Source organism: Pseudomonas japonica (assembly GCF_013522925.1).
Taxonomy (GTDB): Bacteria; Pseudomonadota; Gammaproteobacteria; order Pseudomonadales; family Pseudomonadaceae; genus Aquipseudomonas; species Aquipseudomonas japonica_A.
Genome location: NZ_JAAMQU010000009.1, coordinates 135069 through 150634 on the forward strand (window position 1 = coordinate 135069; position 15566 = coordinate 150634).

Below are 15566 nucleotides of genomic sequence, written 5' to 3' on the forward strand. Positions count from 1 at the left end.
AGATAGCCCTGATGACGTGACTGACTACACCTTGCCTTGGTTCCAAGGAAACGCCGAGCCGCCTTCGCGTTAGTTATGGCGCTGCTGCGTAAGGCTTCAGATCGCACACTCCACGCGCCGTTTTGCCTTTACGCTTTTTTATAACGCAGCCATACGGCGCCCCCCTCCTGCGCCTCCGCGGACGCCAGCGCGAGGGGGATAGGTTGCTTCCAGGCATTGGGTGATATCTCGAACGAAGCGGGATGCTCGCCACGGCCATCCACCAGCGGAAGGATGACCACGCTCACTTCATCGACCAGGCCGGCATTGACGAACGAACCACTGACGTGAGGCCCGCCCTCGATAATCAGCCGCTTGCGCCCCAGCTCCGTGGCAAGAATGTCCACGACCCGCGCGAGGTCGATCTCGGTTTCGCCAGCGAACACATATGACACGCCTATGGATTGAAGGTACGCCAGGTAGTCGTCCGAAACGCGTTCAGTGAGCACCTCGACCACATGCGAACCCAACGCCTGGTTGGTTTTCCAGCCCACCTTCCCTTCAGGGTCGATGGAGACGGCGTAGGTCTTGGCCGTTCGGTCGGCGAAGTGAGGCGTACGCGCAATGGGCGCCTTGGCCATGCCCTTGGGGTAGCCCTCGTCATGAGCGACTTCTTGCATGGTTACGCGCCCACAGATCCAGGCATCGAAAGCGAAGGTTTGCGCCAGGTTTTCATACAGCGCGTTCGCGGACTTCTTGAATTCGCGGTCCCAGCCGTCAGTAAGGGCATGGCCGTCGAGGGATGACATCATGTGACAGATTACGTAGGGCTGCATAGCTGACTCTTCCGAAGAGAAAACGATCTACAGCCGACCGGGCCGGCGCCGAAATGGTTCAGCACAGGGGGCAAGTATTCATATTCGCCGCATTGGGCGCCGATTGTGGCTCGAATTCATAACATTCTTTACCACATCCGCGCCTGTTTCCTTACTCCCCTCGCCCCTAGAGTTCGTTCTGCCACCTGGCCAACCCATCGATAGAACGCTCGTAAGGAACCCGCTATGAAAATGCCTTTGACAATGCTTGCACTGGTCGCCTTCAGTACCGCAGCCATGGCCCAGGACGGTGCTGCCCGCACCCAGGGGCAACCGCCCGTCGAACACTACACCTATGCCACTCATCTGGACGTTGCCAAGGTAATTTCTGAAGACCCGATACCCAATGTATGTGGTGTTGCGCCGGTACACATGACGTACCTGGATTCCAAAGGCAAACGTCACGTCCTGGAATATGAAGTGGCCGGCAATGGTTGCGACAACGGATAACCAGCGACGCGTCACCCTGCGGCTCGGCGGGTTCCCGCCAAAGGCGCACACACCGTTGCGCGGCTTAGCCGATCAGCGCCTGCGCAGTGGCTGCGAGCCGGCCGCCGACGCGATCTTTCAACGCGTCGATAAAACGGGTTATTTTCGCGTCCACAAACTGCCGGGAGGTGTAGACCGCGTACACGTTGCGTTCATACGTATGGTACTGCGGCAGCACCCGCACCAAAGCGCCTGAGCGCAGGTCGTCAATGGCGGTGAATCCCGCCAGCAGGCCTATCCCGGCCCCCTCTTTCAGGGCAACCGCCATCGCATCCATGTCGTTCACGCTAAAGCCTGGCCCTGTGGGAACGAATGTCGCGTCCCCTGCGCTGCTCTTGAGTTGCCACTCATCTTTCGCATAATCCACGGTGCTTAATAGAACGCATGGGTGATCGCATAGATCCTCCGGGGTCTGCGGCGCGCCGTGCCGCTCCAGATAGCCTGGCGATGCCACCAACACGCAGTGGCTTACACCGATCTTCTGGCTCACATAGGCTGAATCCGGCAGGGTGCGAGCAATCAGGATCGAGAGGTCCAGCTGATCTTCCAGCAAGTTGGGCATTCGCTGGGACAGCAGCAAATCCACAGTAACGTCGGGGAAGGCCTGGCGGTATTCCAGCACGGCCCCCGTGACCAACTGTCGAGCCAACCCGGGTACGCAGTGCACCCGCAGGGTACCGCGGGGGGTCAGGGCCGCATTGCTCGCTTCCGCTTCGGCGCTCTCCAGGTCCGCGAGAATTTTCACGCAGCGCTCATAAAATCGCCGGCCCGCATCGGTCACCGAGAGCCGCCGCGTGGAGCGCTGCAACAGGCGCGCATCCAGCACGCTCTCCAGCGCGGACACCGCACGCGATACGTTACCGACGGTGGAGTCCAGATGGTTCGCCACGGCAGTGAAGCTGCCCATCTCCACGACCTTTATGTACACCGACATGTTCGAGAGTTTATCCACTTCACCTTCCCGCAGGCCTGACGCCTGGCCGTGATAACGATGGGTTCCAGCGGATGCTACACGCTACTGCCTGTGCCCGATATTACCCCTGGGGACAACATTGATTCCCAAATGGCCGGCTAAATCAAAGCGCTGCCCCTCCATAAACTGGGCCCCATGGATCGCCTGAACCCCAGCGGCGCCGTCACTCAGGCGCCGACATTCATGCGAACCCCTGACACCCAATGGAGGCGAAACCCATGAACACTACTTACGATCCGCTTTATCTGTTTATCGGTGGCGAATGGATCAGCGCCGGCGAGCGTAACACCGCTGAAGTCGTTAACCCCGCCACCGGCCAGGGGATCGGCCAGGTGCCACTGGCTACCGTGGCTGATCTCGATCACGCCCTTGAAGTCGCCAACACCAGCTTTCAAACCTGGCGCCATGTGGTGCCGGACCAGCGGGCGAAAATTCTGAAACGGGCCGCCGACTTGATCCTGGAGCGCGCGCCTCACATCGCGGCACAGATGACACTGGAAGAAGGCAAGCCGCTCGCCGAAAGCCTGGATGAAGTGACCCGTGCCGCAGAGTATTTCGAATGGTTCGCTGAAGGCGCCCGCCGTATCGACGGCCGTGTGGTACCCGCCAACCGCCCCGGCGTACTGCAACTGGTGAAACGCCAGGCCATTGGCCCCGTCGCTGCCTTCACCCCTTGGAATTTCCCGGCCATCACCCCTGCTCGCAAGCTCTCCGCCGCCCTGGCCGCTGGCTGCAGCGTGATTCTCAAGCCGGGGGAAGAAAGCCCTTCCACCGCCCTGGCCTTGGCGCGCGCCCTTGACGATGCCGGGCTGCCCAAAGGCGTACTGCAAGTGGTGTTCGGCGTTCCAGATCAGGTGTCCAGCCACCTGATTGCGTCTCCGATCATTCGCAAGGTGACCTTCACCGGCTCCGTACCCATCGGTCGGCTGCTGTCGGCACGCGCCGCCGAGGGCGTGAAGCCGATCACCCTCGAACTGGGAGGCCACGGCCCCGTGCTGGTGTTCGAAGACGCAGACATTGAAAAGGCTGCCGTGGAAGGTGTTGCCAACCGATTCCGGGGCACTGGGCAAGTGTGCATTTCCTCCACCCGCTTTCTTGTCCAGCGAGGCGCCTACCCCGCCTTCGTCGAACATTTCGTGGCCGCAACCCGGGCGCTGAGGATCGGCGATGGGCTGGCCCCTGCAACCCAGGTGGGGCCCCTCGCCAACCCCAGGCAGTTGGCAAAGATGGAAGAACTGGTGGCCGATGCCGTTGCAAAAGGCGCGCGGGTACTGGCGGGCGGTGAAGCGCTGCCCGGTGAAGGCTTCTTCTTCCAGCCCACCGTGCTGGCCGATGTGCCCATGACTGCCCGGGTGATGCATGAAGAACCCTTCGGCCCCATTGCCGTGCTGATGCCTTTCGATGAACTTGCAGATGGCCTGCAGGAAGCCAACCGGCTGCCCTACGGCCTGTCGGCCTACGCCTTCACGTCCAGTGCGCGCACGGCGATCGATGTGGCTGACGGCCTGGAGGCCGGAATGATCGGGATCAACCAGTACCGCATCGTCGCCACCGAGCTCCCTTTCGGCGGCCTCAAAGAGAGCGGCCATGGCTCCGAAGGCGGCATCGAAGGCATCGAGCATTACCTCACCCATAAATTCATCAGCCAGGTTTGAGGAGGCAACTATGTCGACTTTGGATTTCAGCAGCCCGCGTGAAGCCGCCCGTGCGTTCACCCCCAAGCTGTCCCAGTTCGTTGAAACAACGCTTTATCCGCAGGTGTGGAATGACCCGGCGCTGTCCCCTCGCGACCGCAGCCTGATCACCGTGGCTGCGCTGATCGCCGGTGGTCACACGGAGGAGTTGCCCTCGCACTTGCGGCGCGCGGTGGCCAATGGAGTCACCCACACCGAGATTGCCGCCGCCATTACCCACCTGGCCTTTTACGTGGGCTTCCCCGGCGCCATTACCGCGTCCGCGCTTGCCAACGCTACCTTCACCGAATCGGAGCAGCACTGACATGAAAGCGATCAACCTCAAAGCGTTTGGTGCGGTAGACGTACTGGAACTTGGCGAGGCGCCCGACCCTGTAATACGGCCGGCCGACCTGTTGGTGCGCGTGTATGCGGCAGGGGTGAACCGTGCGGATCTGACCCATCGCACCGGTGGCTATGGCCATCCTGATTTCGGCGACTCGTTGATCATGGGGCTTGAAATCGCCGGCCAGGTCATAGCGAAAGGCAGCGAGGTGTCAGGTTTCGAGGTGGGTGATCGAGTGATGGGGGTTGTGGGCGGCGGCGCCTACGCCGAACTGGCACGCATCGACTACCGCATGGCCATGCACATTCCTGCGCAGCTGGGTTATGTACATGCGGCGGCGATACCCGAGGTATTCGTGACGGCCCATGAGGCGATGATGCATCTGGGCCGGCTCACCCGGGGCGATTCGGTATTGATCCATGCCGCTGCAGGGGGCGTAGGGTCGGCTGCTGTTCAACTGGCTTACGCCACAGGCGCAACGGTGTATGCCACCACCGAAGGCAGCAAGTTGCCGCGGGTGGAGCACCTCGGGGCCGATGTTGCCATCGACTACAAGGCTCAGGACTTTGCCGAGGTAATCGCCGATAAAACGGAGGGCCGTGGCGTGGACGTGATCATCGACTTCGTAGGTGAGCCCTACTTTGCCCGTAACGTCGCCTCACTCGCACACGGTGGCCGTATGGTGCAGGTGGGTATTCTGGGAGGCGGCGGCAAGGTAACCCTGGAACTGGAGCAACTGCTTTACCGCCATGTGCAGATCATGGGTACGGTAATGAAGTCCCGATCGCAGCCGGAAAAACACGCCATGATCAAGCGCTTCCGCGAGCATTGGCTGGATCGCTTCGAGGGTGCGGGTAGCCTGGAGCCCGTGGTGGACAGTACCTTCCCGCTATCACGTGCTGCGGATGCGCATCGCCGGATGGAAGCCTCGGAAAATGTGGGGAAAATCATTCTGACGATGCAGCCTGAAGATCTGGTCTGACCCGGGCCGCAGCCAGCCTGCTACCACGCAACAAATTGCAACCGCAACGAAGCAGTCGTACGATGTCCTAGAACCTCCCGACTGTACGTATCTCTTGAAAGCTTTTCCTGCCACACCGGCTGCCGCGCAGACCATCGTTCATACGGTGAGCTTCGCTTGAGCCGGTGCGCCCACTCAACCTGGGCGAGAAAAGCTTTTTGGCCAATGTCATCAGCGTTATGGCACGGCCTGCTCCTCTCATTCTAAAAAAAGAGCCATGCAATGAACCCTTCCGCTACGCGCCCTGCGCTGCCGTTCTTTTCTCAACCCAAGGTCGTGCTGGCATTGGCCACACTGTGCTGCGTTTTATGGGGCAGCTCCTACCCGGCAATCAAGAGCGGCTATGAAATGCTCGAGATTGCCGCGCAGGACGTACCGTCCAAACTGGTGTTCGCGGGCTATCGCTTTTTGATAGCCGGGCTGTGCCTGGTCGCCGTGGCGGTGGTGATGCGCAAACCCGTATTCCGGCTGGGCACGCGTGAGGCTTGGCAATTGACCCTGCTGGGCGTGACGCAGACCAGCCTGCAGTATGTGTTCTTCTATATTGGCCTGGCGTATACCACTGGCGTTCGCGCCTCGATATTGAATGCCACCACCACGTTCTTCAGCGTATTGCTGGCACATTTCATTTATCACAATGACAAGCTGTCCACGCCAAAGGCGCTGGGTTGCCTGCTCGGTTTTGCCGGGGTGCTGACCGTCAATGCTGGCGCCGGCCCGCTCGATGCACCGCCATCGCTGCAAGGCGAAGGCTTTATCATCATCGCCGCGTTCGTGCTGTCTGCTGCCTCAATCTATGGCAAGTCCATTTCCAACCGCATGGATGCCATGGTCATGACTGCCTGGCAGTTGGCTATCGGTGGCTTGGCCCTGTTGATAGCGGGCTATGCCACCGGCGGTACCATCGGGGTAATGACGCCGGCGGCCATGGCGTTGCTGGTGTATCTGGCGTTGCTGTCGGCAGTGGCGTTCACCGTGTGGAGCCTGCTGCTCAAACACAACCCGGTGGGCAGGATCACCGTTTTCGCTTTCCTGGTACCGGTATTCGGCGCCTTGCTGTCCGCGTTGTTCCTGAGTGAGACCATCCTTGAATGGAAAAACCTGATAGCGCTGTTACTGGTGTGTGCGGGTATCCGGCTGGTCACGCGTATGAAGGTGCCGAAGGCCGCCGTATCCAAGGCGACCTAGCGGCATTCACCACAGCCCACTTTGTGCGTTATCTGCCACCGGTAACGTCGAGGAAAGTGCCGGTGGTATAGCTCGCCTCCTCGCTGGCCAGCCAAAGGATCGCCCGCGCGACTTCCTCTGGCTGGCCGCCCCGCCCCATCGGGATAGACGCTTTCACGCGGTCCACCCGCCCGGGCTCGCCGCCGCTGGCATGCATGTCGGTGTAAATGTGCCCCGGGCGGATGCAGTTCACCCGTATGCCGTCGCGCGCGACTTCTTTGGCGAGGCCGATGGTGAACGTCTCCAGTGCCCCCTTGGAGGCCGCATAGTCCACATACTCGTTGGGGCTGCCGAGCCTGGCGGCGCCGGAGGAGATATTGACGATGGCACCCCCTCGCCCCTGATAGCGGGTCGCCATTCGCCGCACCGCCTGCTGCGAGCAGAGGATAGGGCCGATGGCGTTGACGGCAAAAATGCGCTGCATGCGCTCGAAATCCAGATCCTCCATGGGGGACTGCCGGGCGAGTATGGCGGCGTTGTTTACCAGCACGTCGAGCCGCGCGAAATCCCGGTCGATGGCCGCGAACAACGCCCCGACCTGTTCGGGGTCTGCACTGTCGGCCCGCATCGCCAGGGCGTTGCGGCCAAAGGCGCGAACGTCTGCCGCCACCGCCTCGGCACTGGCTTGGTCATGGATATAGCTGATCGCCACGTCGTAACCCCGTGCGGCCGCCAGGCGAGCCGTCGCCGCGCCAACGCCGCGGCTTCCTCCCGTAATCACTATCAGCGGTGCCTGCGTAGAAATAGCCATGCTGCGATGCTCCGTGGAAAGGTGGGGGTGACCAAGGCGCGGCCGCCAGCAGAAGCGCCAGAAAAGCATTTGCAGCGCCTGAGTTTTGACGCGAACGCAAAGTAACAGACGGCTTACAAAGGAACCGCCGCCAGCAAGCCGACGTTTACAGGTTCCTAACACCAAAAGATAAGAATATTTGACGAAGTGATCCCATTTGGACCAATTCCTTTTGTGAACTCTGTCATAAAACGTCCCAACCGGACGCCGAGCGATTGGCACCGGTCCCCTACATTTTCTCCGCGGACGGACAAGCACATGATTTTCAACGTAAAGGATTTCGGCGCTGTAGGTGACGGTGTGACAGACGATACGGCAGCCATGCAGGCCTGTATCGACGCGGCTGCCGCGGCGGGCGGCGGAACGGTATTTGTACCAACCGGGACCTTTATCGTCTCGGCCGGGGAAGAACCTTCGGACGGCTGCTTGATGCTCAAAAGCAACGTGTACATGGAAGGCGCGGGTGCTGGCAAAACCACCGTGAAGGTAGCGGACGGCACCGATACCAAGATCACCGGGGTGATCCGCTCGGCCTATGGCGAAGAAACCCACGACTTCGGCCTCAGCAACCTGACCATCGACGGCAACCGGGACAACACTACCGGCAAGATCGACGGCTGGTTCAACGGCTACATTCCTGGCAAGGACGGCCACGACAGCAACGTCACCCTCAGCGGCGTGGAAATCAAGGACTGCTCGGGTTACGGCTTCGACCCCCACGAGCAAACGATCAATATGCTGATCGAGAATTGCGTGTCCCACGGCAACGGCCTGGACGGCTTTGTCGCGGACTACATGATCGACACCAAGTATTTGAACAACGTGGCGTACGACAACGACCGCCACGGGTTCAACATCGTCACCAGCACCAACGATTTCACCATGACCGGCAACGTGGCCTATGGCAACGGCGGCAACGGCATCGTGGTGCAGCGCGGCAGCGAGAACATCCCTTCACCGTACAACGTCACCATCGAAGGCGGCAACGTGTACAACAACGGCGCCGAAGGCGTGCTGGTGAAGCTGTCCAGCGACGTGACCGTGACCGGCGTGAACATCCACGACAACGGTGGCTCGGGCGTGCGCATTTACGGCAGCACGGATGTCACTGTTACCGGCAATACCCTCACCAACAACGGGCTGAAGGCGCCGGTACCGGAAGTGGTCATCCAGAGCTATGACGACACCGCCGGCGTGTCCGGCAAGTTCTTCCCCGGCAGCGACAACACGGTGAGCGACAACACCATCACCGGCGGCGCCAATTCCACTTACGGGGTGGCCGAACGTAACGAAGACGGCACCGACCGCAATACCATCCTGGACAACGACATCAGCCATACGACCAAGGGCTCGACCCTGACCTACGGCGACGGCACCACTGTGGGCACCACACCGCCGACGACCACGCCGCAAGGCACCGCAGGCGATGACACCCTGGTAGGTACGGCGGGCAATGACACGATCAAAGGCCTTGCCGGCAACGACAACATCAGCGGCGGCGCGGGTAATGACACCCTGGACGGCGGCGCTGGCGTAGACACGCTCACTGGTGGCGCCGGTGCCGATACCTTCGTGATCGCGAACCGCCTGGACAGTTACCGCAACTACAACACCGGCGGCGTAACACGGGTGGATACCATCACCGATTTTGCGACGGGCCAGGACCGCATCGACCTGTCGGCGCTGGGCATCACTGGCCTGGGCGACGGCCGCAATGGCACGGTGTACCTCAGCCTCAACGCCGCCGGGGACAAAACCTACGTCAAATCCCTGGAGGTGGATGCCAGCGGCAACCGTTTCGAACTCGCCCTTTCGGGTAACCTGCTCAACACCTTGAAAGCGACCGACTTCGTGTTCGCTGGCGTGACACCGGTCAACCATGCGCCGGTCCTCGCCACGCCCCTGGCCGACCAGAACGCCACCGAAACCAGCCCGTTCAGCTACACCATCCCGGCCGGTGCCTTTACCGACGCGGACAACGACACCCTGACCTTCACCGCCACCCTCGCCGACGGCAGCGCCCTGCCCGCCTGGCTGAAGTTCGATGCCGCCACCCGCACCTTCAGCGGCACGCCGGATTCGAACGCGGCGGGCAACTTCAACGTGACCGTCACCGCCAACGACGGCAAGGCTGGCAGCGTGACCGATACCTTTGCGCTCGCAGTGAAGGACACTCCGGTTCCGGTCAACCACGCCCCTGTGGTGGCAACACCGCTTGCCGACCAGAACGCCACCGAAACATCCCCGTTCAGCTACACCATCCCGACCGGTGCCTTTACCGACGCCGACAACGACACCCTGACCTTCACCGCCACCCTGGCCGACGGCAGCGCCCTGCCCGCCTGGCTGAAGTTCGATGCCGCCACCCGCACCTTCAGCGGTACGCCGGATTCGAACGCGGCGGGCAACTTCAACGTGACCGTCACCGCCAACGACGGCAAGGCTGGCAGCGTGACCGATACCTTTGCGCTCGCAGTGAAGGACACTCCGGACACCACGCCGATCAAAACCCTCACCGGCACTTCTGGGAAGGACACGCTCACCGGCACCGCAGCCAACGAGCAGCTGCTTGGCCTGGCGGGTGCCGACACGCTCAACGGCGGTGCCGGCAATGACATCCTGGTGGGCGGGGCGGGCATCGACAAACTCACCGGTGGCGCCGGCGCGGACACCTTCCGCTTCTCGGCGCTGACCGACAGCTACCGTACTTCCAGCACCAGCTACTCCGACACCATCACTGACTTCGTGGTGGGTGTGGACAAGATCGACCTTTCCGGGCTGGGCTTCACCGGGCTGGGCAACGGCTATAACGGCACGTTGTTCCTGCAATACAGCTCCAGCTCCAACACCACCTACATCAAGAACTACGAGCCCGACGCCAGCGGCAAGCGCCTGGAACTGGGCGTGACCGGCAACCTGCTCAACACCCTGAAGGCCTCGGACTTCATCTTCAACAGCACGCCTTCGGTGAACCACGCGCCGGTACTGGTTACCCCACTGGCTGACCAGACCGCCAAGGAAACCACGGCCTTCAGCTACACCATCCCCGCCGGCGCCTTCACCGACGCTGACAACGATGCGTTGACCTTCACCGCCACCCTGGCCGATGGCAGCGCCCTGCCGGCCTGGCTGAAGTTCGACGCAGCTACCCGCACCTTCAGCGGCACGCCGGATTCGAACGCGGCCGGTAACTTCAACGTGACCGTCACCGCCAACGACGGCAAGGCCGGTACCGTGAGCGACACCTTCGCGCTGGCGGTCCAGGACACGCCTGTTTCGGCTAACCACGCCCCTGTAGTCGCCGTACCGCTGGCGGACCAGAACGCCACCGAAACATCGCCGTTCAGCTACGTGATCCCGGCCGGCGCCTTCACCGACGCCGATAACGATACCCTGACCTTCACCGCCACCCTGGCCGATGGCAGCGCCCTGCCGGCCTGGCTGAAGTTCGATGCCGCCACCCGCACCTTCAGCGGCACTCCGGACTCGAACGCCGCGGGCAGCTTTAACGTGACCGTGACCGCCAACGACGGCAAGGCCGGGATCGTCACCGATACCTTCGCCCTGGCGGTGAAGGACACCCCGGACACCACACCGATCAAAACCCTCACCGGCACTTCCGGGAAGGACACGCTCACCGGTACCGCAGCCAACGAGCAGCTGCTTGGCCTGGCGGGCGCCGACACGCTCAACGGCGGTGGCGGCAATGACATCCTGGTGGGTGGCGCCGGTATCGACAAACTCACCGGCGGCGCAGGCGCGGACATCTTCCGCTTCTCGGCGCTGACCGACAGCTACCGTACTTCCAGCACCAGCTACTCCGACACCATCACCGACTTCGTGGTGGGCGTGGACAAGATCGACCTTTCCGGGCTGGGCTTCACCGGGCTGGGCAACGGCTATAACGGCACGTTGTTCCTGCAATACAGCTCCAGCTCCAACACCACCTACATCAAGAACTACGAACCCGATGCCAGCGGCAAACGCCTGGAACTGGGCGTGACCGGCAACCTGCTGAACACCCTGAAGGCCTCGGACTTCATCTTCAACAGCACGCCTTCGGTGAACCACGCGCCGGTACTGGCCACGCCGCTGGCTGACCAGACCGCCAAGGAAACCACGGCCTTCAGCTACACCATCCCCGCCGGCGCCTTCACCGACGCCGACAATGATGCATTGACCTTCACCGCCACCCTGGCCGATGGCAGCGCCCTGCCGGCCTGGCTGAAGTTCGACGCGGCTACCCGCACCTTCAGCGGTACGCCGGATTCGAACGCGGCGGGTAACTTCAACGTGACCGTCACCGCCAACGATGGCAAAGCCGGTACCGTGAGCGACACCTTCGCGCTGGCGGTCCAGGACACGCCTGTTTCGGCTAACCACGCTCCTGTGGTCGCGGTACCGCTGGCTGACCAGAACGCCACCGAAACATCGCCGTTCAGCTACGTGATTCCGGCCGGCGCCTTCACCGACGCCGATAACGACACCCTGACCTTCACCGCCACCCTGGCCGACGGCAGCGCCTTGCCCGCCTGGCTGAAGTTCGATGCCGCCACCCGCACCTTCAGCGGTACGCCAGACTCGAACGCCGCCGGTAGCTTCAACGTGATCGTCACCGCCAACGACGGCAAAGCCGGGATCGTCACCGATACCTTTGCCCTGGCGGTGAAGGACACGCCGGCAGGCAACGGCAGTGTGCTCACCGGGACGTCCGGCAAGGACACCCTCACCGGCACCGCCGGCAATGACCAACTGTTCGGCCTGGCCGGGATCGATACCCTCAAAGGCGGCGCCGGCAATGACCTGCTGGTGGGCGGCGCGGGGGCGGATAACCTGGCCGGCGGCGCGGGCGCGGACACCTTCCGCTTCACCACGCTGACCGACAGCTACCGCACGTCCAGCACGGCCTACAGTGACCTGATCACTGACTTCGACGCGAGCGTGGACATCCTCGATCTGGCCGGCCTGGGCTTTACCGGCCTGGGGAACGGCAACAACCGCACCCTGCTGGTGCAGTACAACAGCAGCAACGACCGCACCTACCTCAAGAGCAATGACGCTGATGCCAGCGGCAACCGCTTCGAGCTGGTGCTGCAAGGCAACCACCTCACCACGTTGAAAGCCAGCAACTTTGTGTTCACCAGCGGCAACCTGCCGGGTAACAGCGCGCCGGTGTTGACCGACCCGCTGCAGGACAGCACGGCGACTGAAAACAGCGCCTTTACCTACACCGTGTCACAGACCGCCTTCACCGACGCCGACAACGACGCGCTGACCTACACCGCCACCCTCCAGGACGGCTCGGCGTTGCCTTCGTGGCTGGCCTTCGACCCGAAAACCCTGACCTTCAGCGGTACCCCGAACGACAACGCCGCCGGCGTCTACAACTTCCTGGTCACCGCCACGGACAGCAAGGGTGCCTCGGCCAGCGACCTGTTCGCGCTGACCGTCGCCGATGCGCCACGCACCACCATCACCGGCACCTCGGGCAAGGATTCCCTGACCGGCACCACCCACGATGACCTGATGCTGGGCCTGGGCGGCGCGGACACCATCAAAGGCAACACCGGGGCAGACATCCTCGATGGTGGCGCTGGCGCCGACACCCTGACCGGCGACGCGGGGGCAGACACCTTCCGCTTCTCGGCCGTCACCGACAGCTACCGCGACTATGACGCCGGCGGTATCACAGCCACTGACACCATCACCGACTTCACCGTTGGCGTGGACAAGATCGACGTGAGCAGCCTGGGCATCCTCGGCCTGGGGGATGGCAGCCATAACACGCTGTACATCACCACCAGCGCCGACGGCAGCAAGACCTACATCAAGTCGGCCGAGTCCGATGCCGATGGCAACCGCTTCGAAGTGACCCTGCAGGGCAACTATTCCTCCACCCTCAGCGCCAGCGACTTCGTGTTCGCCGAGCGGGCCGAGCAGGACATTCTCTTCCTTCCGACCTTGGGCCAGAGCAACGCGCGCATGCTGCGCATGACCGAGGATGACGATCAGTCGGGCATCACCGAGATGGTCAAGGACCTGAGCAAGTACACCGATTACGACGTGCGCAGCCAGTTCACCGACGCCGACGGCAATGGCATCGACATCGCCGTGGGCGGCAGCACGGTGAATGGCTTCTCCACCGGTACCGAGGAGGAGCTGCGCCTGTCCTGGTGGCTCGGTGACACGAATAAACCGGGGCCTGCCCTACTCCGCGCCGTTGAGTTGCTGAAGGAGCAGCTTGCCAGCCTGAAGGCCACCGACAACGTGACCATGGGCATCATCTGGGGCCAGGGCGAGGAAGCCGCCCAGGAAATCGGCCGGGCGAGCGACCCGGCGGCGCAAGCCGCAGCCTATAAGGCCAACACCCTGAAAGTGTTCGACTACCTGCACGCGCAGCTTGGCGACTTCAAGGTGTACATCATGGAAACCGGGCACTACGACGCCGATGCCGCGCGGGTGCGTGGCTACGACGAAGCCAAGATCGCCCAGATCGAGAAAGGCCTGGTAGCGGTGCGGGCGGCGCAGGAACAAATGGCCGCGGAACGCTCGGACGTGGACCTGGCGGTGGACTACACCGACCTGCCGCTGCGCCAGGAAGCCGACCCCGTCACCTACCCCGACGACGTATGGCACCTGCACGAAGAGTCGGCCGAGATCGTGGGCCAGCGCCTGGCCGACTACATCGCCGCCGACCTCGGCTACAAGGGCAACCTTGGCGACAACCGCACCGCTCAGGACGTGTACAACGACGTGGCGAGCCAGAACGGTGGCTATATCCTCGGTACCGACCAGGATGACACGCTGGTGGGCAGCGCCTACGGCGATACCCTGGATGGTGACCTTGGCGCGGACAACATGACCGGTGGCGATGGCAAGGACGTGTACATCGTCGACAACGCCCAGGACGTGGTCACCGAAACCAATGCCTCCACCACCCAGATCGACACGGTGAAAGCCTCGGTCAGCTGGACCCTGGGCAATAACCTGGAGTACCTGGTACTCACCGGTTATTCGGCCATCGATGGCACGGGTAACGGGCTGCGCAACTTCCTGACCGGCAACGACGCGGCCAACGTGCTGGACGGCAAGGGCGGCGCCGACAGCATGACCGGGGGCAATGGCTCCGACACCTACTATGTGGACAACATCGACGACACGACGGTGGAGAAAAGCAGCGACAGCACCGTGGGCGGGATCGATACGGTGTACACCAGCCTGGCCACCTGGACCCTGGCCGCGAACGTGGAGAACCTGGTGATCAATACCGCTGGCGCCGCCAACGGCATCGGCAACGCGCTGGACAACACCCTGTTCGCCGGCACCGGCAACAACGTGCTGGACGGCCGCGACGGGATCGACACTGTTTCTTACGCCTCAGCCACTGGCGCGGTAACTGTGAACCTGAGCAGCAGTGCCCAGCAGAATACCGGCGCCTCTGGCCTGGACACCCTCAAGTACATCGAGAACGTGATCGGTAGCCGTTTCAACGACTCCCTCACCGGCAGCAGTGCAAACAATGTGCTGGACGGCGGCGCTGGTAACGACGCCCTCGTGGGGGGTTCCGGTAACGACACCCTGATCGGCGGCGCAGGTACCGACACGCTCACCGGCGGCACGGGTGCCGACACCTACAAGTTCGTGGCCCTGACGGACCTGGGGCTGGGCAACTCGCGGGACGTGATCAGCGGGTTCAAGAGCACCGAGGGTGACAAGCTCGACCTTACCGGCCTGGACGCCAACACCTCCACCGGCGCCCACGACAACTTCAACTTCATCGGCAGCCAGGCGTTCAGCGCTGCCGGCCAGTTGCGGTTCGAGAACGGCGTGCTGTACGGCAGCACAGATTCCGACTCCACCCCTGAGTTCGAGATCCAGCTGGTAGGTGTGACCCAACTGCAGCAGAGCGATTTCGCTGCGTAAGGGACCAAGCCCCGCGGGTTAGCCCGGAACGGATGCCCTGACAATCGTCAGGTGCCATCGTGTTCCGGGCTGGCCTGTTATTCCGACTTCTAGCTCGACCCACGGCTGCCCCCCGCAGGACCCGGCGTAGCCGGGGAACTGCACCACCACGCATCACCAATCCCCCCACAGCCGAAATTCGCTCATTGCCCAGAGCGGCTGATGCGCCCTGCTTTGGCCTGCAACTACCTCACACAACATAAAGAGAACCGTTGGCTGGTTTACCCCTTC

At 62.5% G+C, this 15566-nt stretch carries 9 protein-coding genes; 6 read left to right on the forward strand and 3 right to left on the reverse strand.

Translation table 11 applies throughout. The features are described 5' to 3' along the window. Nucleotides 1-128: 128 nt before the first annotated feature. A complete protein-coding gene (locus G7016_RS15785; RefSeq protein ID WP_181116031.1) occupies nt 129-815 on the reverse strand; it encodes a dihydrofolate reductase family protein in 687 nt (228 codons plus the stop codon). 225 nt (nt 816-1040) lie between these two features. Between G7016_RS15785 and G7016_RS15790 the strand changes: the two genes are divergently transcribed. Continuing rightward, nucleotides 1041-1304: a DUF2790 domain-containing protein gene (locus G7016_RS15790; RefSeq protein WP_181116033.1), complete on the forward strand. Its 264-nt coding sequence runs from the start codon at nt 1041-1043 to the stop codon at nt 1302-1304. Nucleotides 1305-1368: 64 nt separating this feature from the next. On the opposite strand, the gene G7016_RS15795 is transcribed toward G7016_RS15790, so the two are convergent. Further along, nucleotides 1369-2295, reverse strand: coding sequence for a LysR family transcriptional regulator (locus G7016_RS15795; protein ID WP_181116036.1), 927 nt, complete (start codon nt 2293-2295; stop codon nt 1369-1371). 239 nt (nt 2296-2534) lie between these two features. Between G7016_RS15795 and G7016_RS15800 the strand changes: the two genes are divergently transcribed. From G7016_RS15800 to G7016_RS15815, 4 genes are all read left to right on the forward strand, one after another. Beyond that, entirely contained in the window at nt 2535-3971 is a 1437-nt protein-coding gene (locus G7016_RS15800; RefSeq protein WP_181116039.1) for an NAD-dependent succinate-semialdehyde dehydrogenase, read from the forward strand. Nucleotides 3972-3981: 10 nt separating this feature from the next. Beyond that, complete coding sequence (locus G7016_RS15805; RefSeq protein WP_181116042.1) at nt 3982-4314, forward strand: carboxymuconolactone decarboxylase family protein; 333 nt, start codon at nt 3982-3984, stop codon at nt 4312-4314. Nucleotide 4315: 1 nt separating this feature from the next. Further along, nucleotides 4316-5317, forward strand: a complete 1002-nt coding sequence (locus G7016_RS15810; RefSeq protein WP_181116045.1) for an NAD(P)H-quinone oxidoreductase — start codon at nt 4316-4318, stop codon at nt 5315-5317. A 261-nt stretch (nt 5318-5578) separates the two neighbouring features. Continuing rightward, nucleotides 5579-6544, forward strand: a complete 966-nt coding sequence (locus G7016_RS15815) for a DMT family transporter (RefSeq protein WP_181116048.1) — start codon at nt 5579-5581, stop codon at nt 6542-6544. Between the two features lie 28 nt (nt 6545-6572). On the opposite strand, the gene G7016_RS15820 is transcribed toward G7016_RS15815, so the two are convergent. Next, nucleotides 6573-7334: an SDR family oxidoreductase gene (locus tag G7016_RS15820; protein WP_181116051.1), complete on the reverse strand. Its 762-nt coding sequence runs from the start codon at nt 7332-7334 to the stop codon at nt 6573-6575. Nucleotides 7335-7631: 297 nt separating this feature from the next. Here G7016_RS15820 and G7016_RS24915 point away from each other — a divergent pair, with 297 nt between their 5' ends. Then, entirely contained in the window at nt 7632-15296 is a 7665-nt protein-coding gene (locus G7016_RS24915; protein ID WP_219856299.1) for a putative Ig domain-containing protein, read from the forward strand. Nucleotides 15297-15566: the final 270 nt, after the last annotated feature.

Coding starts and splice junctions, on each gene's coding strand:
- G7016_RS15820 (WP_181116051.1), bottom strand. CDS start 7,334: ATGGCTATTTCTACGCAGGCACCGCTGATAGTGATTACGGGAGGAAGC.
- G7016_RS15790 (WP_181116033.1), top strand. CDS start 1,041: ATGAAAATGCCTTTGACAATGCTTGCACTGGTCGCCTTCAGTACCGCA.
- G7016_RS15785 (WP_181116031.1), bottom strand. CDS start 815: ATGCAGCCCTACGTAATCTGTCACATGATGTCATCCCTCGACGGCCAT.
- G7016_RS24915 (WP_219856299.1), top strand. CDS start 7,632: ATGATTTTCAACGTAAAGGATTTCGGCGCTGTAGGTGACGGTGTGACA.
- G7016_RS15800 (WP_181116039.1), top strand. CDS start 2,535: ATGAACACTACTTACGATCCGCTTTATCTGTTTATCGGTGGCGAATGG.
- G7016_RS15805 (WP_181116042.1), top strand. CDS start 3,982: ATGTCGACTTTGGATTTCAGCAGCCCGCGTGAAGCCGCCCGTGCGTTC.
- G7016_RS15815 (WP_181116048.1), top strand. CDS start 5,579: ATGAACCCTTCCGCTACGCGCCCTGCGCTGCCGTTCTTTTCTCAACCC.
- G7016_RS15810 (WP_181116045.1), top strand. CDS start 4,316: ATGAAAGCGATCAACCTCAAAGCGTTTGGTGCGGTAGACGTACTGGAA.